Origin of the sequence: Wenzhouxiangella psychrophila (genome assembly GCF_042310375.1) — a bacterium.
GTDB lineage: Bacteria > Pseudomonadota > Gammaproteobacteria > Xanthomonadales > Wenzhouxiangellaceae > Wenzhouxiangella.
Genome location: NZ_JBHJMQ010000001.1, coordinates 611,935 through 634,946, shown reverse-complemented (window position 1 = coordinate 634,946; position 23,012 = coordinate 611,935). Strand labels below are relative to the sequence as shown.

Here is a 23,012-nt window from a genome sequence, read left to right as displayed (position 1 = left end):
CGCTGGAAAGGGAAGCATTCACCACCAAAACCATAAGAAGACGCGATGAGAGATTTCCAGTTCTACCCGATTGACCGAGAGGCCATGGATCGATTTCTCGCCATCTGTCAGCGCCAGCACTATCCGGCCAAGACAACGATCATGCGCCCGGGCGATCCCAGCGATACCCTGTTGTACATCATCGAGGGCTCGGTATCGGTATCGACCGAAGGTGACGACGGTCGGGAACTCATTCTCAGCTACCTCAACCCCGGTGATTTCATCGGTGAGATGGGGCTGTTCATGAAACCGACAAAGCGCGAGTCCCTGGTACGCACCCGCAGCAAATGCGAGGTCGCCGAGGTTTCCTATGAACGTCTCCGCCAGGCACTGGACAGCGATTTGCGCGCGCACGCCATCGACATCCTCACGGCCATCGGCTCGAAACTGGCCCAGCGTTTGCTCCACACCCGGCGCAAGGTCTACCACCTCGCCTTCCTGGATACCCAGGGGCGGATTGCCAAGACACTGATCGACCTGTGCGGCGAGCCGGACGCGATTTCACACCCGGAAGGCACGCAGATCAAGATTACGCGTCAGGAATTGAGCCGAATCGTGGGTTGCTCGCGGGAAATGGCCGGTCGCGTCATGAAGAACCTCGAAGAAGAAGGCATGATTCGCGCGTCCGGCAAGACGGTGGTCGTCATCGGCACGTACAAGGGCGCTCCCGGCTGATCGACTTCGGATACCCGCCGGAAGCCGCCTGCCCCGGCGGCAAGCTTATTGACCTGACAGCCTCACTGAATCGCCCAGACGACAGCGGCTGCAATGGCCGCAACGGCAACGACTGCGGCCACCCAGGGCAGCCAGCTGGTTTTTCCGCTCTCCGGCGCATCTGCCTGGTCTGGGTCGTAGAGACGGAATTCGACCCGGCCAAAGCGAACACGGTCTCCGCTGGAAATAGCCGAACTCGAGATCTTTCGGTCGTTGACGAATGTGCCGTTGGTCGATAGCAGGTTGACGACACGCCAGCCGGCCGAGTCCCTGACGAGCCGGGCGTGTTCCGAAGAGACGCTGGAATCCTCGAGCCGCAGGTCGCAACTGTCCGCCCGACCCACGATGATGCGCGTACTACTCAGCGCGAAGGACTCTCCGCTGACTCCGCTACTCACGCCGGTCAGCTCGGCACGGGAACCCGAACCCGGCTCACCGGAAGCCTCTCCCAGAAGCTGATTGACTTCATCTCGGCTGAATACCTGAGTGCCCTGGGGGCCTTGATCCTTGCGACTTGATCGACCGCTTTCGCTACTCATATCTACTCCCTCCGAATCCTTGCCATTCTATCCTCAGCGTCGTCCGAATGGCCACTTCCAGCGCGAACGTTGTGCCTCCGGCGGTGCCGCCACCGCAACCGCCGACACATTGTCATGGGCTCCCGAGGCCAGGGCGTCCTGAAGAAGGGTATCGACCAGCCCCCGGGCACCGGTTGCCCCCGCCGATCTGACGATTCGCTCGAGTTCGCCGTCACCGAGCTCACCCGACAGCCCGTCGGAGCAAAGCAGGATCATGTCGCCGGGCTGCCATTCGCCTTCGAGCACATCGATACGAGGCCCCTGTTCGCCGGCCAGCCCGAGGCAATCGGTCAGGACGTGCCGCTGCGGGTGGCGGGTAGCTTCGTCGGGCGTGAGCGCCCCGGAAGCGACGAGAACGCCGGCCACGTTGTGGTCGCTGGTCAGCTGTTGAAAGCGATCGTGGCCCGGAGAAAACCGGTAAGCTCGGCTGTCACCAACCCAGCAAACTTCGTAACGACCTTCCCGTTCCACCAGGGCGACGATAGTGGTTCCCATATCATTGAATTCGGGGTTATCGAGTTGCTCGGATCGAATCGCTTCGTGAGCCGCCGTGACCGCGTCCACGAGACCGGCCCCGCGCAAGATTCGTTCGCGTACGGTATCTCGCGCAATAACGCTGGCGCGTGCCCCGCCGGCATGCCCGCCCATACCGTCTGCCACCAACCACAGGCCCAGTTCATCGTCAGCGAGGACGGCATCCTGATTTTCCCGGCGGACGCGCCCGATGTCGCTGACCGATGCCGAACGCCTGCTCCCCGAGTCTTGCGTGACGCTGTTCATGATCGCTCTATCGCGTAAAATTCCGGGGATTCACGTCCCGCAAGCGGGCCGGCCCCTATTGTGTTTTCGGCCAGAATAGCCGATTTTTCCAGACACGGCGAATCCACCCCTGTCTCCATCAGAATCTACTTAAACGGTATATCGTAATGAAACCGGACAACAGCGTCCAAGCCAGCGAGTGGCGCATACTCAAGTTCGGCGGCAGCTCGGTGGCACGATCCGAGAACTGGCCCCGCATTGTCGAGCAGGTCAGGCTGGCGGCCCGGCAGGAACGCAAAGTAGCCGTGGTGGTATCCGCGCTGCGAGGTATTACCGATTTACTGCAGGCCCACATCGACGCCGGCAAGGACGCGGATCGCGAGTCACTGTTGGCCGAAGTCGTGCAGCGCCACACCGCCGCACTGGTCGCCTGCGGCCTGCCCGAGGCAACACTGGATAACCCGTTGGCCGAACTGCATGACTTTCTGGCGCAGCAGTTCGACATCGAATCCCCCGCCGACCAGGCCCGGCTGCTTGCCTTTGGCGAGGTCCTGTCCAGCCACCTGGCGATTGCCCGCCTCGGGCTGGACGGTGTATCGGCCGCATGGCTCGACAGTCGCAAGCTGCTGCGCAGCGATGAAAGCGAGGGCCGAAGCCGTCGCGCCCGCTATCTGTCTGCCCGGTGCATACCCCGGACCGACCCGCAACGGGCCGCCGCATTGGCGAACAAGTCGGATGTCTGGGTCATGCCCGGCTTCATCGCCGCCAACGCCGCCGGCGAGACGGTCCTCCTGGGGCGCGGGGGATCGGACACCTCGGCCACGGCGCTGGCCGCCGTGCTGGGCGCCCGCCAAGTGGAAATCTTTTCGGATGTGCCCGGCCTGTTTTCAGCCGATCCGCGACGCGTGCCGGGGGCGCGGCTGCTCAAGCAGGTCGGCTTTCGCGAAGCCCAGGAACTGGCGGCCATGGGCGCCAAGGCGCTGCATCCGGCGGCACTGATTCCGGCCCACGAGCAGGGCATCGAGATCCGGATGCGCCAGACCGACCGGCCGGATATCGAAGGCACCCGCATCACCTCGGCGGCCCACGAGCACGGCGCGCAGGTCAAGGCCATCGTGCAACGCAAGCCGATCACGCTGATCTCACTCGAAGATATCGGCATGTGGCAGCAGGTCGGCTTTCTGGCGGCCGTCTTCGATGTCTTTCGTCAACTCGGCCTGTCTGTCGACCAGGTATCGACTTCCGAATCCAACGTTACCCTCACCCTCGACCCCGGCGCCAACGTGGCCGACCAGGCCGTCCTGGACGAGCTGACCCGGGAGCTCGGCAAACTGTGCCGGGTCGAAGTGCTGACCGACTGCGCCACCGTCAGCCTGGTGGGGCTGGGCATTCGCACCATCCTGCACCGGCTCGGACCGGCGCTGGAGGTCTTCGAGCAACGGCGCATCTTCCAGGTCAGCCAGGCCGCCAACGATCTCAACCTGACCTTCGTGGTCGAATCGCGCCATGCCGATCGCCTGGTGCAGCAGCTCCATCAGCAGGTCATTCCCGGCGGCGTCGGCGGCGACTCGGTATTCGGACCAACCTTCGAGCAACTGTTCCGCGACGAGACCGCGCCGGTGCACATCCCGCCCTGGTGGCAGCACCGGCGCGACGAACTCCTGCAGCTCATGCAAGGCCGCGAAAGCGCCTATGTCTACGACCTGCCCACGGTGCGCGAAGCCTGCCGGAGGCTGAGCGGGCTCAACTCGGTCGATCGCGTGCTCTACTCGATGAAGGCCAATCCGCATCCGGAGGTGCTGCGCACAGTCGTGGCCGGCGGCCTGGGTATCGAGTGCGTTTCGCTCGCCGAGGCCCGCCACGCCCTCGAACAGGCACCTGGTCTCGAGCCTGAAAGGATGCTGTTCACGCCCAATTTCGCACCGCGCGAGGAATACCGCCAGGCGGTCGCGATGGGCCTGCCGCTGACGGTCGACAACCTGCACGTGCTCGAGCACTGGGGTCACGACCTGGCCGGCCAGTCGATCTTCCTGCGCCTGGACCCGGGCTCGGGACTGGGTCATCACAAGCTGGTGCGCACCGCCGGCAGCAATTCCAAGTTCGGCATCCCGTTGAGCGAACTCGAGCGTGCGCAGACCCTGTGCCGCGCCCATGACATCCGTATCCGCGGCCTGCACGCGCACACCGGCTCGGGCATCATGCATCCCGACAACTGGCATCGCAGCCTGGAAACGCTGGGCGAAGCGGCGCGGCGCATCGATACCGTCGAAATCATCAATCTCGGCGGCGGTCTGGGCGTACCCGACCGGTCCGACGAACTGCCGCTCGACACCACCGCCATGGACGGTGGCCTGGCCGAACTCAAAAAACAGTTGCCCCGCTCGGTCCAGGTCTGGATCGAACCGGGTCGCTACGTGATTTCGCCGGCCGGCGTGCTGCTGGCTCGCGTGACCCAGACCAAGAGCAAGGGCGGCGTTCGCTACGTCGGCGTGGCCACCGGCATGAACTCGCTCATCCGCCCGGCGCTCTACGGCGCCTGGCATGAAATCGTCAACTTGAGCCGCATCGACGAGCCGGGTAACCATGTCTACAACGTCGTCGGACCGATCTGCGAGACCGGCGACATCCTGGGCATGGATCGCCTGCTGCCGCAATCGAGCGAGGGAGACGTGCTGCTGATCGCCAACACCGGCGCCTACGGCGCGGCCATGGCGTCGCGCTACAACCTGCGCGAGCCGGCCGGCGAAATCGTGCTCGACTGACCCCGGCTTCAGCCCGACGGCATGACCATTACGGGCATTCGCCAGTGGGTGAGCAGGCGGTCGGCCGCCGGCGAGTTCAGCCAGGCACCGCTGCGTGCGACCACGAGTTCGACCGCACGCTCCTCGGCCAGGATGCGCAGCACTTCTCCGGTACCCATGTCCTGAAGGACTCGCAATCGCCACAGGCGGCCCATATCCCCGATCGTCTCCGTCAGGCGTTTGAACTCATCCTCGTCGGCCTGGGGCGCCAGTAGAACGAGCAGATCGCGATCGATCGCTCGCGCCCGCGCGGCTGCCGACTTCAACAGGGTTTGGGCCGAGCCGACCTCTTCAATCAGCACTGCAATACGCCCAGGCCGGCGCACCGGCTCCGCTGAACAGATCTGCACGGCGCCCGCCGCATTGCGGGCCAACACCAGCGGTGCGCCACCGAGCCTGCGTCCGAGCCGGGCCGACCAGCCCACCCTGCCGAGCATCAACAAGTCCCCGGGCCCGGACAACGCCAGCACCTCCTCGACCAGGCGCCCGTGAACCACGACCAGTTCCCAGGCCACTCCGGCTCCGCGCACCGTGTCCTCGATGACCCGTCGAATGGAGGCCGGGCCGCTGTCACGCCGCCGCCCCAGGAGGGTTTCGTCGAGCGGCCGTATCGCCCCGGATACCGCACCCACTTCCCCTGCAAAGGGAAAAGCCGCGCTACGCGCGCGATCCGGCTCTTCGACCGAAACGGCGAGCAGTGGCACCTGATGGCGGCCGGCCAGCTCCGCGGCGGTCTCCAGCGCACGCAGGGCATCGGGGGACGCGTCGATCAGGACAACGACGCGCGAAGGTCGCAGACTGTCGGTCAGGCCGTTGTCAGAGCTTTTGCCCATTGTCCTTCCCGTCGCCGGCTTGCCTGCCGCGGGCTTTGCGGGCAATTCGTGCGAACGCCTTCAGGCGATCGGCTACCCGACGGTTGAAGCTGTCTTCCGGGAACCCGCCGTCCTTGTCGAGCTCCCCGGCATCCAGACCCGTCAGCAGCGCGAGCGCTTCGTCGACGCTGCTCACCGGGTAGATCCGGAACCGACCCTCGGCCACGGCCCCGCGCACTTCGGGCTTGACCATTAGGTGCTCGACATTGGCCGCCGGCACCAGAACGCCATGACCATCGAGCTCGCCGGCCTGTCGACAAACGTCGAAGAAACCTTCGACTTTCTCGCTGATGCCACCGACGGCCTGGACCCGGCCATGCTGATTGACCGAGCCGGTCACCGCCAGGGACTGCTTCAACGGCACGCGGGCGATGGCCGAAAGCAGCACGCAGGTTTCGGCCAGGGAGGCCGAATCACCTTCGATGCCGCCATAAGACTGCTCGAAGACCACGCTGCCCGAAAGCGACAGCTCGCTTTCGGGTGCGTAGCGGCTGGCGATGAAGCGCGACAGGATCAGCATGCCCTTGCTGTGAATCGGCCCGCCCAGCTCGACCTCGCGTTCGATATCAACCACCTGACCATGCCCCGGACGCGCGGTCGCCGTGATGCGCGCCGGCCTGCCGAATCGGAAATCGCCGAGTTGGAGTACCGACAGCCCGTTGATCTGGGCCACGGTCGCGCCGCTGGTCGACACCATGACCGTGCCCCGGCCGATCTGCTCAAGGCTGGCCTGCTGCAGTCGGCCGGCCCGCACGTTCCGCTCGTCGATGGCCCGCTGGACATGGTCAACCGTAACGGTTCCGGAATTCGCCTCACCGGCCCAGTAGCCCGCTTCGGTAAGCACATCACGCAAGACACGGTCATCCGCGGAGAGCTTGCGCTGGTCATCGGCCAGGCGGCTGGCGTGTTCGATCATCCTGGCCACCGCCGTTCGGTCGAGCGGCGGCGTGTCGGCGCGTTGGGCCAGTGAGGCGAGCATGCGCGCATAGAGCATGTGGTTGTCGTCGTTGCGGTCGATGTCGTCGGCGAAATCCGCCTCGACCTTGAACAGCTCGAGGAAATCCGGGTCGTAGTGGGCCAGCATGTAGTAGAGCAGCCGCTCACCCACCAGGACCACCTTGACCGAAAGCGGGATGTTGCCGGGCTGGAGGCTGGCCGTGCTGACCAGGCCATAAAGCCGTTCGAGCGATTCGATGCGCACGTCGCCGGAAAAAAGCACACGCTTGAGGCTCTCCCAGGCCATCGGGTGCGAGAGCACGCGCCGCGCATCGAGAATCAGGTAGCCGCCGTTGGCGCGGTGCAACGCACCGGGGCGGATCATCGAGACATCGGTGTAGAGGGCGCCATCACGCATCTGGTGCTCGATCCAACCGACCAGGTGATGATGCGTGGGCAGGTCCTCGTAGACGACCGGCGCGCCCTCGGCCTCGGCATTATCGACCAGCAGGTTGACCCGGAATCGTTCCAGAAACCCCTCGGGCGGACCACTGCCGCGACGACCCCGCAGAGCCTCGGCATTTTCGACCACGTGTTCGCGGGCGGCATCGAGGTGTCGGGTTACGTCCGGCTCGTGCGACCAGTGTTCCTTGAGTTCTCGAATCGGCCCACCCAGCGCGAACAGGATCATCTCCTCGTTGAGTTCCCGGACGCGGTTACGAAGCTCCTTGCGCAGCGCGGGTATGCGCTGGATCTCCTGCTGCAGTTTCTTCTGCAGCTCGGCCACCTTCTCCTCGATCTTTTCGCGCTCGTCGTCAGGCAATTTCTCGTATTCGTCCGGATCCAGCACCTCGCCGTCGCGCATGGGCGCAAGCGTGAACCCGCCGGGGGTGGAGACCAGCGCGATATCGGACTCACTGGCCTCCTCACCGATGGCACTCAGGCCTTTTTGCTGGCGCTGTTCGAACTCGTCCTGGATGTCCTGCATCCGGCTCTGGTATTCCTCGCTCTCGAACACCGCCGCCACACCAGTGCGCAACTCCTCGATAAAACCGTCCATGTCGCGCCTGAGACTCCGGCCTTCACCGGCCTCGAGCCGAATGGCACTCGGGCAGTCCGGATCGGAGAAGTTGTAGACGTAACACCAGTCCGGTGGCGCATCCTCGTCGGCCGCCCGGTTCTCCAGGAATCGGCGCACCAGGGAGTGGCGATCGACGCCGCGGGGACCGAGCACGAACAGGTTGAAACCGTGGTTGCGGATACCCGTTCCGAAGCGCATGGCCTGGAGCAGCCGATCCTGCCCGACCGGTTCGCCAAGCGGGTCGAGTGAATCCGTGGTTTCGAAATCCAGGTTTTCCACCGGGCAACTCCGGTAGACCTGGTCAACGCTCAACGGCTTGATGTCGGCCATGCACTATCCCCTGTCCTAGTCGAATACGCCTACTTTAACGTCCCCGTCGAACGCACGGAAAATAAACGGGCAATGATTCCAGGATGCAAGGATAACTGTATTGATTTACAGTATTCGCATGAGCACCTTTGTGAAAGCAACGGGCCGCGGAGCCAAGTCCAACCCGGAAACCCGATTTGCCAGCAGCCGCAGCGAAAACTTCGACGACGGCTGGACGCAAGAGCTGGAAGATCTGCCCACGCTCAAGACACAGGTCAGGCCGGAACAAGCGCGTTCAATCATTTCGCGCAATCGCTCACCAGACGTCCCCTTCGAGCAGTCGGTCAACCCCTATCGTGGCTGCGAGCACGGCTGCGTATACTGCTTTGCACGGCCCTCGCACAGCTACCTGGATCTCTCCCCCGGGCTGGACTTCGAGACCCGGCTGTTTCACAAGGAAAACGCGGTCGAACTGCTCGAGACGGAACTGCGAAAGCCCGGCTACCGATGCCGGCCCATCGTGCTGGGTATCAACACCGACGCCTACCAGCCGATCGAGCGCGAACTGCGTCTGACGAGGCGCCTGCTCGAACTGCTGGCCGAATACCGTCATCCGGTCAGCATTCTGACCAAGGGCGTGACCATCCTGCGTGATCTCGACATCCTGGGTGAGCTGGCGCGTGAGCACCTGGTGTCGGTCTCGGTCAGCATCACGACACTGGATAACGGCCTCAAGCGAACCCTCGAACCACGTACGGCCTCGCCGGGAGCCCGGCTGCGCATCCTCTCGGAACTGCACGGCATCGGCATTGAACCGGGCGTGATGGTGGCGCCGGTAATCCCGGCCATCAACGATCACGAAATCGAGGCCATCCTGGAAGCTTCGGCCGACGCCGGGGCGACAAGAGCCGGCTATGTGGTGCTGCGCTTGCCGCATGAACTCAAGGACTTGTTCCGCGAGTGGCTACGCAACCATTACCCCGATCGCGCCGATCATGTCATGAGCCTGGTAAGACAGCTGCACGGCGGTAGCGACTACGATCCGGCCTGGGGCCGGCGTCAGACGGGCGCGGGACAGGTCGCCGAACTGATCGCCAACCGGTTCCGGATCGCGCGAAGGCGCCACGGCCTGGACCGCGACCACCGGCCACCGCTGAATACCGAACTGTTCCGGGTGCCCGCGAGAAGCGGCGATCAGATGGGCCTATGGGCGGAGTGAGCAGCTACCAGTCGATCGGCCGGCGATTGCGAAAGAAGCCGCCGGTCGGCCCATCGTCAGGCAACGTGGCCAGCCAGAGGGGCGTATCGGCGCCCTGCTCGACAGAATTCGGCGCCTGATCACCGCCCATGTCGGTTCGCACCCAGCCGGGGCAGGCGGAATTGACCTTCACGTTCTCGCCCAGGGCCTGGGCCGCCTTGACGGTGAGGGCATTGAGCCCGGCCTTGCTGACGGCATAAGCAGGCGGACCTTCGAGGTTCTCCGCGAAAGCGCCCCAGCCGGAGGTCATGTTGACGATGCGCCCCCAGCCGCGCTCGCGCATCGGCACGCCCAGCGTCTGGATCAGTTCGAAAGCGGCGATCAGGTGAACCTGCAGCGAATGGACGAAATCGGCCAGCCCCAGCTGCTCGAAGTCGTCCTTGACCAGCACACCGGCATTGTTGACCAGGATATCGATCGGTCCGTACTGGTCGGCCAGCTGCCTGGCCGCTTCGCCAACAACGCCGGGCTCGCTCAGATCCAGCGCGACCCCGGTTACCTTCCCATCGATCTGGCCGACAGCCTCCTGCGCCTTGTCGACACTACGTGCACCGGCGAGCACATGGATGTCGCGTTCAGCCAGACCGCGGGCAATAGCGAGGCCAATGCCCCGATTGGCGCCGGTGACCAGTGCGGTTCGTCGCTGCTCGGTCATGCGGTTCTCCTGTAATCTATTGTCCGACCAGCGCCGAAAGGTAGTCGTTCGGTTCGACCAGCTCGAAGCCCGGGGTTTCGGACACGAAATGCCGCAGCCAGTAGCTATGGCCCGAACCGTAGACGACCAGCACGCGCTCACCCGGCTCCACCACCGTCATGAGCTTGGCGAAAATGCGGGCATTGCGCTCGTAGTAGCGGGCATTGAGCAGGGCCCCGGGCTGTCGGTTCGCATCGCCGACGTCCAGCATGCCGTAATAGCCGATGCCCTGCATCCGCTCGATCATGGCGGGCTGGTTGATCCAGTGCAGGGCGTTGCCGATATGTCCTTCGGCATGCAGCCGACCCACGGTCTGCACGTAAGACGATCCCATGCGGTTCATCGCCTCGATGGCGGCCATCTGGTCGTTGGCCTCGGCGAACTCGGCGACCTGGTCGAAGGGATAGTAATCCTTCTCCTCGTCCTTTTCGTCGATCCCGTAGACGTGCTCATGATTCAGCCTGTGCGCCAGGCGAAAGCCGATCTGCACGCGCTCGTTGCGAGTCTCCTCGAGCACTTCCGGCTCGAATTCAGAATACGCCGCGAGCGATAGATCCTCGCGTTGGGACAGGGCCTCGACGGCGACCCGGTCGGGGCCGAAGGCGGCGAGCATCGTCGCGATATCCTCGAGCTGGCGCTGCCGCGACTCGGAGGTGACGTCGTCGACCTCGACGTTGTGCAGGTCCAGCCCGGGATTGGCCAGGTGGTAAGTGCCCAGCACCATGACCTGAACATCGCGCGCATGCAGCGCGGTTGTGCACAGCGTGGTCAGCAGCAAAGTCGTCAGCAGTAATACCGCTCGTTGCATGACAATCTCCCTGGAAGTCAATTTACGTTTGGCCCCATTGTGTCGCTGGTGGACCGGCAACCGCATGTGCCATCGGTCCCACCTGAATACTCCGCGAACGCCGTCAGGAGGGAAATACGAGGAAGGTCACGATCAGGTATAGGGCGTAGGCCAGGAGAAACAGCGCGCCCTCGATCCGGCTCAGGCGCCGCCCCGTCCACAGCAAGACCAGGACAGCCACGCTGCAGGCCAGCAACACCCACTGGTCGAACACCACCATCCGCTGCGGCAAGGGCAGCTCCTGCAGCAGCGAGGACACGCCGAGAATCCCGAGCAGGTTGAACAGGTTGCTGCCCAGAATGTTGCCCACGGCTACCTCGACCTGCCGGCGAAGCGTGGCGAGCAGGGACACCGCCAGCTCGGGCAGCGACGTCCCCACCGCTACCAGGGTCAGGCCGATGACGGCCTCCGAGATGCCCAGGTCGCGGGCAAGCGCGACCGCGCCGACCAGCAGCACCCGGGAGCCGGCGATGAGCAGCACCAGCCCGCCGATCGTTGCGGCCACGATGAAAGCAACGGACCGGTCCGCGCTTCCCGGGACAGCGGCCGCCGTATCGCCTGATCCGTCCTGAAGCGCCTGCGCCCTGCTTTCCGTACGATAGGCCCAGGCTAAATACAGGACGAGACCGGCCAGCAAGATAAAGCCATCCATCCGGCCAAGCGCAATGCCGCCGGCAAGCACGATGAACAGTCCGCTGGCCACCACGCCGGAGACACCGTCTCTCGACAGGCCCAGCGGCGTGACCGGCAATGGCCGCACCACCGCGCAAAGACCGAGAATCAGCAATACGTTGCCGATATTGCTGCCCACGACGTTGCCCAGCGCGATGCCCGGCTGATCGATCAGTGCGGCATCCACGCTGACCACCAGCTCGGGCGTTGAAGTGCCGAAACCGACCACCACCAGCCCGGTCAGCAAGGTGCTGATGCCGAGGCGGCGCGCCAGCCCGAGTGCGCCGGCGATCAGCACCTCGCCGCCGAGTGTGAGCAGGCCGATTCCGACGACGACCAGCAGCAGGTCGATCCACATACACCTCTCCCCGGGTTCAATCAAGCTTGAGGAATCGCCAGTCAGTTTAACGTCCTTGCGACTCGTGGCCTTGAACCGCGCCTTCGATCAAGGCTATTCTCCGCGGGTAGATTCCGTTTCCAATCTGTCGTCAAGAAGCAGCCAAGAGGGAGCGCTTCATGAACCAGCCTGAATCAGCCGGCCAGACGTCGGCGACATCAACCACCATTGAGTTCCGCGGCGGCAAGGCGCTGAGCGCCCTGCCCATCGCCTTTTTCATCGCCTGGGCCATTTTCCAGTCGGGCGTTCTCGCCATCGGCGACACCGCCGGGCTGATCGCCGGCATGCTCATCGGCCTGATCATCGGCATGCTGTTCGTCAAGGGGCCCTGGAAGACTTATGCCGACGCCATTTTCGAGGGCATGGCGCAGCCGGTCGCGGTCACCGCCATCGTGGCCTGGCTGTGGGCCGGCATGTTCTCGGCCACGCTGCAGGTCGGCGGCTTCGTCGACGGACTGGGCTGGCTCGCCCAGGTGACCGGGGTCGGACCAACGCTGTTCCCGGCCATCACCTTTATCCTGGCCGGCCTGCTGGCCACGGGTATCGGCACCGGTTACGGCACCGTCATCGCCTTCGTGGCCCTGTTCTTCCCGGCCGGCGTCGCACTGGGCGCCGACCCGGTGCTGATGCTCGGCGCCATCCTGTCCGGGGCGGTATTCGGCGATAACCTCGCGCCGGTTTCCGACACCACCATCGTCAGCGCCGTCACCCAGGATTCGGACGTCGGCGGCGTGGTTGCCAGCCGCTTCAAGTACGCCATAACCGCGGCCATCCTTGCGCTGATCGCCTACATCGTGGCCGCCGGCATGACGCCCGAAAGCAACGTCGACGCCAGTGCGCGCGCGCTGTTCGCCGAAACCAGCAATCCCGTCGGCCTGCTTCACCTGCTGTCGATGGGCACGGTGATCTTCACCGCCATCGCCGGGCGCCACATCATCGAGGCCATCTCCTGGGGCCTGATCGTGGCGGTCGTGATCAACGTGGTCTTCGGTCTGGCGCCGGGCAGCGACATGCTGGTGTTCAACGTGCCCGAGGGCAGCTGGGCAGCCGAGACGTTCTCCGGCTGGCCGCTGATTGCCACGGCCGAGTCGGCCAGCGTGGGCGGCAGCATCTACGACGGCGCCTTCGGCTTCGTGACGCTGAGCGTGCTGATCCTGCTGGTGATCGCCGGGGCGCAGATCATGATTCGCGGCGGCGGCTTCCAGGCCATGCAGGACTGGCTGCTGCGCTCGGTCGCCAAGACCGTGCGCTCGGCCGAGCTCACCATGGTCACCGTCACCGCCGGCATCAACGCGGCCGTGACCATCAACACCGCGGCCGAAATCGCGATCGCCCCCTACATCGCCAAGATCGGCAAGAAGTTCAACATCAACGGCTACCGACGCGCCAACATCCTCGACGCCAATACCTCGGCGCTGGGCTACATCTTCCCCTGGTCGGGCGGCGTCCTGGTCGCCTTCACCCAGATGAACGAGCTGGTCGACGTCTACCCGTGGTTCACGCAGGATCTGGTCGTCAGCCCGATTGCCGCGTGGCCCTGGGTTTTCCATGGATGGCTGCTGGTCTTCATCTTCCTGTTCGCCGCCATTACCGGTTTCGGCCGTGAATACACCTCCGACCGCATCAGCAAGGGAGCGAACACGATATGAGCCTGTTCAAGACCTGGACATTCCGCAGCGCCCACCCGACCTTCGAGGCGGGCGAGGAAATCAATGCCTACCTGACCACCATCGACGCCGACACCGGACGGGCCGAGGCCCGAATCGGCGATTCGATACTGGAAGTCAGCGGCGCCAAGCCGGAGCAACTCGACCAGCTCGTGATGCTCAAGGTGCAGTCGTTCGATACCCAAAGCCATCGCGGGCAGGCGCAGATCATCGATTAACACGGAGCCTCTGAAACGCGCTCCGTGCAGAGCTATTCAGAGGCTCTTCAAGGATTTTCGCGGGCGATGCGCTCGTGGATTTCGCCGATCTTGCGAATGGCCGCCGATCCGTACCACGGCTTGTATTCGGCCCGCAGCAACCCGGCCTCGATGGCCGGGTCGCTCGCGGTCAGTTCACGTGCGGCCTCGACCGTCTCGACATCGAAGATGAAGATTCCGCGCAAGTCGCCGCCATCGATGAACGGACCGGCCTGCAGCAGATGGCCTGCTTCGGCCAGGCGCCGGATGTTTTCGAGGTGCCCCCTCTGTAGTTCGGCGGCCCTGGCGTCGTCGATGCCCGTTCGGTCGCCGGCCTTCAGGAGCACCATCACGTAGCGCGCCATGCCGTAGGCGTCGGCGCCGAGCGCCGCCGCCAGTTCGGCGTCGAACGCAGCAGGCGCCTCCGCACCGTCGGAGGCATCCTCTCGTGCAACGGTGGACTGGAGGGATAGAACCAGCAACCCCGTCAGAATCAGACTGAATGTGTGCTTCATGGCGAACTCCAGAGCATGACCAGGGACCGTTCAGGAAGTCTGCCACAATCCCGCAATCGGCATCACGTTCCGATCGAGCCCCACCGGCGAATCAGGCCACAAAGCCAGGCCGCGGACGCCGCGTAGTCCTGCATCGAGAAGACGAACTCCTGGCCCCGAAAGGCCGACTGGAGCTGCGTAACGCCACGGTGCGTGTGCCAGCGGCCGGCATCTTCGTGATAGCTCAGGGCAGGCAGGCCGGGCCCGGGGTTCAGCCAGGCCGGTACGCGCCACAGCGTCGGCCGCGGAGAGCCCCGGCGGGTCAGCCGTAGTGCGCGACGATAGCGACTGAAAACACCGCTGCCCGGCAACGATGTCTTTGTCCCCAAACCGGACAGCTGATCGCGCGCCAGGTAGAGCACATTGTTGCGATTGCGGTCATGGTGCAAGTGCGGATGATCCGCCGCCCAACCTCGAATGTCGTCCGGGCAATCAGCCACCGACACCACCCGGTCGACCTGCATCCATCCCCAGAGCAGATGCTGGCGCGGCGCCCGGGCGTCGAACACGAGCCGGCCGCGGTGCCGGCGGGTCTGCTGAAACAGCCCGAAGAAGACAAACACGTCACCCGGCCCCACGCCCTGGTTGCGCAGGTGTCCCTGGGCCGCGCCCTCCTGACCGAATACCGGCTGCCAACCCGCTGGCCTCGGGCGGTCGGCTGCAATCAGATCGGGATCGAGATGAGCGCGCGAATTGCGCCGGATGCGGCCACCGGTCAGATTGGAAACAAGCGCGCCGATGTCCCGTCCTTCACTGCCGATCTCGCCATACCGAACGGGCGAGCGCGGATCGGGAATCGGTAGCGACACGATCCGCCCGTCGGGCAGGATCGGGCTGGGCACGCCGCCGGAGGTGGAGTCGAAGCCCTTGCGGCTGAGGATGATCTTCATGCCGGCCTCATCAATTCCCGGCCAAGGCCGGAATTTTGCAGGTCGTGCCGACCGATGCTAATTTGACCCTGCGTTGGTTCCAGATAGCAGAGACAGAAATGATCCATGCCACTCGATTGATCGGCCTGCTCGTTTGCTTCCCGGCATTCGCCGTAGTTGCTGATATTTCCGTCACGAATGAATTCGACTGCTCCGAAGAAGACCGTGAAGTGACTCCTCTGTCGCGCACACAACCCTACTACCCGCACTCGGCCATGATGTACTGCCTTTCGGGTTCGGTGGACCTTGAATTCACCATCGATACTCAGGGGATACCAAAGGATATCAGCGTCGTCGAAAGCGAGCCGGCGGGTGTCTTCGACCGGGCCGCCATCGATGCCGTCGAACGGTGGCACTTCATCCCCGCCTGCCGCGACGGAGAACGCGCCGAACGGACGGCCACCCAGACCATTGAGTTCGAGCTTCCCGGGGCATCGGCGAGCAAGTGCCGAAACCAGTTCGACAATGCGAATGAAGAAACGGCTCGCCTGTTAGGCGAACTCGGCGCCCGATATGCCCTGCTAGCCGAGATTCATCTGGGCCAGGCGCCGCGCGAGCGGCTTCAAGATTCGGCGGCCACGCCACTGGGCCGATTCGATGGCGACCTGGACCGGGTTGCGCGGTTCCACGAACGCGCTCTGGAACATATTGCGCGGATCGGCGGGGAGTCGAAGTCGCCGAGCACGAGTTTTGGGGACGTCATGTTCGCTCTCAATCCGTACGTGCTGGCCGAACATCCCGACTTGTCGAATCTCCGACTGGTGATGGACGAATACCGACAAGTCGTGGCCCGTCGGGCCGACCACGCCCGCGAACGTCATCGCGAAATCAAGGCCGATTTCCAGCGGCTCGCGAGAGAGACGAATCTATCCACGCAGCAGTTGGAGCGGCTTGTCTTCCCCTTCCTCGGCAATGTGACGGCGCCCGGCGAGGCGGTGCATCGGCAACAACTCGAACCGCTGGAGCATTTGCAGGCGCTGGTCGATTTGCTCGAAGTGAGCCACGGATCCTGGCATGCCGAGGGCGGACGCATCGTATTCGATAGCAAAGCCGACCAGACAACCTGGTCCGAGCAACTGCAGGAACTGTACAAGCGTCGGGACGAGGCGCGAAAGCACAACCGCAACTGGTTCCGAAGCTTCCAGGATTACTCCGACTGAACCGGTGCGATTGCGCCATAATGAGGCGCCAGTGATTCGCACCGGGAAGCATCGTCCATGACTAACGCCTACCAGGCGTCCGATATCGAAGTCCTCCAGGGCCTGGAGCCGGTCCGGCGCCGGCCGGGCATGTACACCGACACCACCCGGCCCAACCACCTGGTCGCCGAAGTCGTCGACAACGCAGTCGACGAGGCCCTGGCCGGCTACGCGAAGCTCATCGAAGTCGTACTCCACAAGGACGGCTCGGTCGAGGTCACCGACGACGGCCGCGGCATGCCGGTCGACCCGCATCCGGAGCACAAGCTGCCCGGGGTTGAACTGATCCTCAGCCGGCTTCACGCCGGCGGCAAGTTCTCGGGCAAGAACTACAAGTTCTCCGGCGGCCTCCACGGCGTGGGCGTCTCGGTGGTCAACGCCCTGTCGCAGAAGCTGGTCTGCCGGATCAAGCGCAATGGCGAAGAGCACGAAATCGTCTTTGCCGGCGGCGAAACCGAAACGCCGCTGACCGTGATCGACTCGGTCGGCAAGCGCAACACCGGCACGAAGGTTCATTTCTGGCCCGACCCACAATATTTCGACTCGCCCAACATCTCGCGCCCGCGGCTCAAGCACCTGCTCAAGGCCAAGGCGATTCTCTGCCCGGGGCTGGAAGTTCGGCTGGACGACCGCGCCAACGACGAGACCGAGACCTGGCAGTTCGAGGACGGCCTGACCGACTACCTGACCGAAAGCCTCGAGGGTCTCGAACGCGTGCCCGAAAATCCCTTCACGGGCGAATTCTCCGGCGCCGACCAGGAGGCCGAGTGGGCGCTGACCTGGGTGCCCGAGGGCGAGCTGACCCAGGAGTCCTACGTCAACCTGATTCCCACCCCCGCCGGCGGCACCCATACCAACGGGCTGCGCACGGGATTGATCGAGGCCCTGCGCGAGTTCTGCGAAATCCGCACCCTGCTGCCGCGCGGCGTCAAGCTTGCGCCGGAAGATATCTGGGAGCGGCTGAGCTTCCTGCTGTCGATCAAGCTCGACGATCCGCAGTTCTCCGGCCAGACCAAGGAACGGTTGAGTTCGCGTTCGGCCGCCAGCTTCGTCTCCGGCGTGGTCAAGGACGCTTTCGCGCTGTGGCTGAACAAGCATGTGACCGACGGCGAGGCGATCGCGAAGCTGGCCATCGACAATGCCCTCAAGCGCCAGAAAGCGCGCAAGAAGGTCGCGCGGCGCAAGGTGACCCAGGGCCCCGCCCTGCCCGGCAAGCTGGCCGACTGCGCCTCGACCGACCTGGAAGAAACGGAACTGTTCCTGGTCGAGGGCGACTCGGCCGGCGGCAGTGCCAAGCAGGCGCGCAATCGCGAGTTCCAGGCGATCATGCCGCTCCGGGGCAAGATCCTCAACACCTGGGAGACCGACCCGGCCCAGGTGCTGCAATCGCAGGAAGTCCACGACCTGGCCATCGCCATCGGCGTCGACCCCAGTTCAGACGATTTGAGCAAGCTTCGATACGGCAAGGTCATCATCCTGGCCGACGCCGACTCGGACGGCCTGCATATCGCCACCCTGCTTTCTGCGCTGTTCCTCAAGCACTTCCGCCCGCTGGTCGACGCAGGTCGCGTGTTCGTGGCCATGCCGCCGCTGTTTCGCATCGACGTCGGCAAGCAGACCCACTACGCCCTCGACCACGAAGAGCGCCAGGGCATCTTCGCCCTGATCGAGGCCGAAAAGCTCAAGGGCAAGGTCACCGAAACCCGCTTCAAGGGCCTGGGTGAGATGAGCCCGCTGCAGCTGCGCGAGACCACCATCGACCCCGACACCCGCCGCCTGCTGCAATTGACCGTCGACGATCCGGCCGTAACCGACGCGCTGATGGACATGCTGCTGGGCAAGAAGCGAGCATCTGATCGCCGCGCCTGGCTGGAGGAAAAGGGCAACCTGGCCGACGTCGAAGTCTGAGCTGCGAAACGTCCCGGACTGATCTCCTTCTCCGCTGCCGCCTGAACAAATCAGCGTTATCTGGCCAGTGATGCCGCACCTGCACCCGGCGTGTATGCTGTAATCAGGGGCTCGGCCGCAATCTGCGGTCGCCGACAACTGGCAAACGGCGGAGAGGAACGATGCTCAGAGACCTGATCCAGGCCTACCCCGAACTGGCCGCCGTCGCAGTGCTGGTACTCGGCATCGGGCTGGGCAAGCTCGCCGCGGTGATGACCCGCCGCCTGCTCTCATTGACCGACCGTGTCGCGGCCCGATACAGCGGCGGCGATCGCACTCGCATATCGCCGGTGTTCCAACAAGCCGCATCGGTGTTCGTCTTCATTGTCGTGTTGGCCCTGGCGATCATCGTTGCCGTGAGGCTGCTCGACATCGACCCGTTGAGCGGCTGGCTCGATGCCTTGCTGGCCTACGTGCCGCGTTTCATCCTGGGCCTGCTGATCATCGGCGCCGGCACCGTGCTGGGCACGCTCACACGCACCCTCATCGCAAGCCTGATGGCACAGGGCGACGCCAATGCGCTGTTGCCGCGGCTTGCCCAGGTCGGCGTGGTGCTGATCGCGTTCGTCACCGGCCTGCAGCAGATCGGTATCGATATTTCGTTCATCACCCAGCTGTCGCTGATCGTGCTCGCCGCGCTGCTGGGCGGCTTGTCCATCGCCTTCGCCCTCGGGGCAAAACAATACGTGGCCAATCTCATGGCGCAGTCGGAACTGGCCCGTTACTCGACCGGGGACCGCCTGCGCATCGACGAGGACGAGGGAGAAATCGTCGAGATCCATCGCACCGGCCTGACACTGGCAACGGACGAAGGACTGGTCTCGATACCGGCCGCACGCCTGACCAGTGGCCGCGTGCTGCAGCTGACCGACAACTCGCGCGGAGATTGACGCAATGACACCGGCCAATCCGCTGAAACTCGCCTACGCACGCCGGTATCCCGCTGAAGTGGCATCCCAGCTCGCCCAGCGCGGCGGCGAAGAGACGGCGCACACCCTCGACGGACTTCCCGATCAAGTCGCCGCTGCCGTGATCGCCCGCCTGCCCCACGGTATCGGCATCCGCGTACTTGCCGGCCAGGCCGACGAACGCATTGCGGCCTGGCTCGGTGCCGCCGGGCTGGATCACGCGCTGGCGATTCTGCTGCACGTCGATGCCGGCCGCCGCACCCGCATCCTGGATGCCCTGCCTGGCCGACGTACCCGTCGCGTACTACGACGGCTCGTGATCTTTCCGGCCGACACCGTGGGTGCGTCGCTCAATCCGGCGGCGATGCGCCTCGATGCCGACATGCAATTGGGCGAAGCCGTGGAACTGATGCGCGGCGACGAGTCCGAAATCGAGCGGATTGTCTGGCTGGTCGATGACGAGGGCCACTACCTGGGCCGGCTCGACCTGGGTCGGGCGCTGGCGGCGCGGTCGGACCGTTCTCGTCTCAGGGAATTCCTCGTCAGCATCAAGCCGCTGCGCGCCGAGACGACACTCGCCGGCGCGCGTGACTTCAGCGAGTGGCTCGAACAAGCTGAATTGCCGGTCGTCGACGAGCTGGGCCACCTGCTCGGCTCGATTACCCGTGCCCGGCTGATGGCGAAACTGGGTACGGCGCATCGGTCGGATCCGGGACTGGCCGATGGCATCAGCGACCTGGCCAGGCAGTATTTCCGAATCATGGGCATCTGCCTGGGCGATCTTTTCGGCATGCCGGGGACTCGACGATGAGCACCGGCATCGAAAACGAGTTTGTCCGACGCCACCCGGTTGTCGCGGCCGAGGAACTCGAGGCCCTCCCGGAGGACCATCTCGAACCGATCGTTGCCGATCTTGATCCCACCGCCCTCGCCGTGGCCATGGAATATCTAAGCCCGCCCAAGGCACTGGCCGTGTTTACCAGCCTGCCGCGCGAGTCAGGGCTGGAAATCCTCGAGCGGGCCGCACCCAGGCTCGCGATCACCGTCCTGGCACAACTGCCCGCGAGCGAGCGCGACGAACTGCTCGCCGCGGTGACCCCGACGAGCAGAAATGACCTGGAGCGACTGATGTCGTTCCCCGACGAGTCGGCGGGGCGACTGATGGACCGATCGTTTCTCACCGTCAAGGCGGACATGACCGTTGGCAAGGCGCTCAAGCGCCTGCAGGATTCACCAGTCCGGGGGCTGCGATCGCTGTTTGTGGTAACGCCCGACTCCCGGCTGGCCGGCCGCGTCGATATCCAGGACCTGGCGCTGGCAGGACCGGACGAGCCGGTGCGCGAATACGTGCAACCGGCCGGGGAGACCGTCACCATCCAGACCAACCGCGAAGAGCTGGTGGAGTTACTCGAGCGCTCTCGCAAGGACTCGGTGCCGGTCGTCGACGCCGACGGCCGGCTAGCCGGCGTGGTGCGCTATCGCAGCCTGTTCCACGCCATCGAGGACGTCGCTTCCGCCGACATCCAGAAGATGGTCGGTGTCAGCCCCGAGGAACGCGCCTTGTCGCTGCCCGGCTTCGCCATCCGGCGTCGGCTGCCTTGGCTGCACATCAACCTGCTCACTGCGTTTCTCGCCGCCTCGGTGGTCGGCCTGTTCGAAAACCTGATCGCCCAGTTCACCGCGCTGGCCGTGCTGCTTCCCGTCGTGGCCGGACAGTCCGGCAACGCCGGGGCCCAGGCCCTGGCGGTGACCATGCGCGGCCTGGCGCTGCGCGAGGTCGGCATCCGCCAATGGCGCTCGGTGCTGAACAAGGAAATCATGGTCGGCCTGTTCAACGGCCTGGCGCTGGCGGTCACCTGCGGTCTGGCCGTTTTCGTCTGGAGCCAGAGCCTCGGGCTGGCGCTGGTCATCGCCGTGGCGATGATCATGTCCATGCTCGCCGCCGGCATCGCCGGCGCACTGGTACCGATGGTACTGACCCGGCTGGGTCAGGACCCGGCCACCGCCTCGTCAATCATCCTGACCACCATCACCGATGTGGCCGGCTTCTTCTCGTTTCTCGGCACCGCGATGCTGCTGGCGTTCATGCTGTAGCACTCCGGCTCGTGGATATTTCCGGCGGGCGGCGAATGGCAGGCCTGACCTCGGAAAGGTTTCTCGCAAAGTCGCCAAGGCGCAAAGAACGCATAGGAAAGCCCAGGGAATGGAAAAGGACAACCTGACTTTCTGGAACCCCATGAATTGACATGAATTGTTTTTCCCTTTGCGCCCTTTGCGCCTTTGCGAGAGGTCTTGTTTGAAGCGAGCAAAGCGCATTGACGAACTACTGACACAAAATCTGATCCAATGCGGATATGGAATCTCGAATCCGCAATCGTTCGCGCAGGCGCCTGCTGGGTTTGGCGGCGGGTTCGCTGCCGCTGCTCTGGCTGGGCGGCCTGTCCATTCGCAGTTTCGCAGGAGAGGCCATGACTTCGATACCGATGTCGTTCGAACCGCTCGATCTGGGTGACGCGCGCTGGCGCGAGATTCTCGACGCCGACGAGTACCGGGTGCTGCGCCGAGAAGGCACCGAGCGCGCCGGCAGCAGCGCGCTCAACGACGAAAAACGCGCCGGCACCTTCATCTGCGCCGGCTGTTTCCTGCCGCTGTTCTCGAGCGAGCACAAGTACGAATCCGGCACCGGCTGGCCCAGCTTCTACCAGCCGATCCATCCCGATCACATGGACACCAAGAAGGACTTCCGCCTCATCTGGCCGCGTACCGAGTACCACTGTGCGCGCTGCGGCGGCCACCAGGGGCACGTGTTCGACGACGGCCCCGAACCGACCGGACAACGCTGGTGCAACAACGGGGTGGCGCTGGAGTTCGTGCCTGAGGGTGAAGATCTTCCGGAGATGAGGACGTCATGAACCTCGGCCGCTTCCCCGCCCTGACCGCGATCATCGTCGCCGGAGCGCTGTACGCCGGCCCGGCCTTCGCTCAGCAAGACGACGAGCTCGCGCGCGCGACCTTCGCCGGCGGCTGTTTCTGGTGCATGGAACCGCCCTATGATGAGGTCGACGGCGTTGTCGAGACGATCTCCGGATTCAGCGGCGGAGACGTCGAGAATCCTACCTACAAGCAGGTCGTACAGGGCGGCACCGGGCACCTGGAGGTCGTCCAGGTGGTCTACGACCCGGAAAAGGTCGATTACCAGCAATTGCTGGACATCTACTGGCCCAACGTCGACCCCTTCGACGGCGGCGGTCAGTTCTGCGACCGCGGCGAAAGTTACCGCCCGGCAATCTTCGCGCACGACGAGCGCCAGGAACAACTTGCGCAAGAGAGCCTGGAGGCCCGGCAGTCACGATTCGAGCAGCCCATCGAGGTCACCATCGAACCTTTCGAGGCCTTCTACCCGGCCGAGGCCTATCACCAGAACTACTACGAGAAGAACTCGGTTCGCTACAAGTACTACCGCTGGCGCTGCGGGCGCGACGAGCGGCTCGAGGAAGTCTGGGGCGAGAACGCGGGCAATTGACTACAAAGACCATTCCGGCACAATGCGTGACTTTTGTCACACTCGATTCCTCGGCCGTTACGGCATGATGGTCGACCAAGCAATACAACCCC

The 23,012-nt window shown here is 64.4% G+C and carries 21 protein-coding genes; 12 read left to right on the top strand and 9 right to left on the bottom strand.

The window, feature by feature from the left end:
- The first annotated feature begins 45 nt into the window (after positions 1-45).
- Positions 46-714: a cAMP-activated global transcriptional regulator CRP gene (crp, locus tag ACDC66_RS02700; protein ID WP_376695129.1), complete on the top strand. Its 669-nt coding sequence runs from the start codon at positions 46-48 to the stop codon at positions 712-714.
- Between the two features lie 62 nt (positions 715-776).
- Here the strand turns inward: crp and ACDC66_RS02695 are convergent, their stop codons facing one another.
- Together ACDC66_RS02695 and ACDC66_RS02690 are read right to left on the bottom strand one after the other, a co-directional pair.
- Positions 777-1,292 (bottom strand): FHA domain-containing protein, encoded by a 516-nt coding sequence (locus tag ACDC66_RS02695; protein ID WP_376695128.1) that lies wholly within the window; start codon positions 1,290-1,292, stop codon positions 777-779.
- Positions 1,293-1,325: 33 nt separating this feature from the next.
- A complete protein-coding gene (locus tag ACDC66_RS02690) occupies positions 1,326-2,111 on the bottom strand; it encodes a PP2C family protein-serine/threonine phosphatase (RefSeq protein WP_376695127.1) in 786 nt (261 codons plus the stop codon).
- 146 nt (positions 2,112-2,257) lie between these two features.
- Between ACDC66_RS02690 and ACDC66_RS02685 the strand changes: the two genes are divergently transcribed.
- Entirely contained in the window at positions 2,258-4,852 is a 2,595-nt protein-coding gene (locus ACDC66_RS02685) for a bifunctional aspartate kinase/diaminopimelate decarboxylase (RefSeq protein ID WP_376695126.1), read from the top strand.
- Between the two features lie 8 nt (positions 4,853-4,860).
- Here ACDC66_RS02685 and ACDC66_RS02680 read toward each other — a convergent pair whose 3' ends face one another.
- The gene (locus tag ACDC66_RS02680; protein ID WP_376695125.1) at positions 4,861-5,724 is read right to left on the bottom strand and encodes a universal stress protein; all 864 of its coding nucleotides are present in this window, start codon (positions 5,722-5,724) and stop codon (positions 4,861-4,863) included.
- The gene (locus ACDC66_RS02675) at positions 5,708-8,110 is read right to left on the bottom strand and encodes an AAA family ATPase (RefSeq protein WP_376695124.1); all 2,403 of its coding nucleotides are present in this window, start codon (positions 8,108-8,110) and stop codon (positions 5,708-5,710) included. The genes ACDC66_RS02680 and ACDC66_RS02675 overlap by 17 nt, the downstream gene beginning before the upstream one ends.
- Before the next feature lie 118 nt (positions 8,111-8,228).
- Between ACDC66_RS02675 and ACDC66_RS02670 the strand changes: the two genes are divergently transcribed.
- Positions 8,229-9,308: a PA0069 family radical SAM protein gene (locus ACDC66_RS02670; protein ID WP_376695149.1), complete on the top strand. Its 1,080-nt coding sequence runs from the start codon at positions 8,229-8,231 to the stop codon at positions 9,306-9,308.
- 4 nt (positions 9,309-9,312) lie between these two features.
- Here ACDC66_RS02670 and ACDC66_RS02665 read toward each other — a convergent pair whose 3' ends face one another.
- The 3 genes from ACDC66_RS02665 to ACDC66_RS02655 form a co-directional block, all read right to left on the bottom strand.
- On the bottom strand, positions 9,313-10,002 hold the full coding sequence (locus ACDC66_RS02665; protein WP_376695123.1) for an SDR family NAD(P)-dependent oxidoreductase: 690 nt from the start codon (positions 10,000-10,002) through the stop codon (positions 9,313-9,315).
- Between the two features lie 16 nt (positions 10,003-10,018).
- Positions 10,019-10,849, bottom strand: coding sequence for a DUF5694 domain-containing protein (locus ACDC66_RS02660; RefSeq protein WP_376695122.1), 831 nt, complete (start codon positions 10,847-10,849; stop codon positions 10,019-10,021).
- Positions 10,850-10,952: 103 nt separating this feature from the next.
- On the bottom strand, positions 10,953-11,918 hold the full coding sequence (locus ACDC66_RS02655; RefSeq protein WP_376695121.1) for a calcium/sodium antiporter: 966 nt from the start codon (positions 11,916-11,918) through the stop codon (positions 10,953-10,955).
- 158 nt (positions 11,919-12,076) lie between these two features.
- Here ACDC66_RS02655 and ACDC66_RS02650 point away from each other — a divergent pair, with 158 nt between their 5' ends.
- A complete protein-coding gene (locus ACDC66_RS02650) occupies positions 12,077-13,606 on the top strand; it encodes a Na+/H+ antiporter NhaC family protein (protein WP_376695120.1) in 1,530 nt (509 codons plus the stop codon).
- Positions 13,603-13,842 carry a DUF7513 family protein gene (locus ACDC66_RS02645; protein ID WP_376695119.1) on the top strand — a complete coding sequence of 80 codons (240 nt, stop codon included), beginning with the start codon at positions 13,603-13,605 and terminating at the stop codon, positions 13,840-13,842. Before ACDC66_RS02650 ends, ACDC66_RS02645 begins: the two co-directional genes overlap by 4 nt.
- A 47-nt stretch (positions 13,843-13,889) precedes the next feature.
- On the opposite strand, the gene ACDC66_RS02640 is transcribed toward ACDC66_RS02645, so the two are convergent.
- The gene (locus tag ACDC66_RS02640) at positions 13,890-14,375 is read right to left on the bottom strand and encodes a YciI family protein (protein ID WP_376695118.1); all 486 of its coding nucleotides are present in this window, start codon (positions 14,373-14,375) and stop codon (positions 13,890-13,892) included.
- Between the two features lie 62 nt (positions 14,376-14,437).
- On the bottom strand, positions 14,438-15,304 hold the full coding sequence (locus ACDC66_RS02635) for an Nmad3 family putative nucleotide modification protein (RefSeq protein WP_376695117.1): 867 nt from the start codon (positions 15,302-15,304) through the stop codon (positions 14,438-14,440).
- Positions 15,305-15,402: 98 nt separating this feature from the next.
- Between ACDC66_RS02635 and ACDC66_RS02630 the strand changes: the two genes are divergently transcribed.
- The 7 genes from ACDC66_RS02630 (at position 15,403) to msrA (ending at position 22,920) form a co-directional block, all read left to right on the top strand.
- Positions 15,403-16,503, top strand: coding sequence for an energy transducer TonB (locus ACDC66_RS02630; protein ID WP_376695116.1), 1,101 nt, complete (start codon positions 15,403-15,405; stop codon positions 16,501-16,503).
- A gap of 57 nt (positions 16,504-16,560) precedes the next feature.
- Positions 16,561-18,450 carry a DNA topoisomerase IV subunit B gene (parE, locus tag ACDC66_RS02625; RefSeq protein WP_376695115.1) on the top strand — a complete coding sequence of 630 codons (1,890 nt, stop codon included), beginning with the start codon at positions 16,561-16,563 and terminating at the stop codon, positions 18,448-18,450.
- Between the two features lie 161 nt (positions 18,451-18,611).
- Complete coding sequence (locus ACDC66_RS02620; RefSeq protein WP_376695114.1) at positions 18,612-19,379, top strand: mechanosensitive ion channel family protein; 768 nt, start codon at positions 18,612-18,614, stop codon at positions 19,377-19,379.
- 4 nt (positions 19,380-19,383) lie between these two features.
- Positions 19,384-20,208, top strand: a complete 825-nt coding sequence (locus ACDC66_RS02615) for a CBS domain-containing protein (protein WP_376695113.1) — start codon at positions 19,384-19,386, stop codon at positions 20,206-20,208.
- Positions 20,205-21,491: a magnesium transporter gene (locus ACDC66_RS02610; RefSeq protein WP_376695112.1), complete on the top strand. Its 1,287-nt coding sequence runs from the start codon at positions 20,205-20,207 to the stop codon at positions 21,489-21,491. Before ACDC66_RS02615 ends, ACDC66_RS02610 begins: the two co-directional genes overlap by 4 nt.
- Positions 21,492-21,751: 260 nt before the next feature.
- Entirely contained in the window at positions 21,752-22,309 is a 558-nt protein-coding gene (gene msrB / locus ACDC66_RS02605) for a peptide-methionine (R)-S-oxide reductase MsrB (protein WP_376695111.1), read from the top strand.
- A complete protein-coding gene (gene msrA, locus ACDC66_RS02600; RefSeq protein WP_376695110.1) occupies positions 22,306-22,920 on the top strand; it encodes a peptide-methionine (S)-S-oxide reductase MsrA in 615 nt (204 codons plus the stop codon). The genes msrB and msrA overlap by 4 nt, the downstream gene beginning before the upstream one ends.
- Positions 22,921-23,012: the final 92 nt, after the last annotated feature.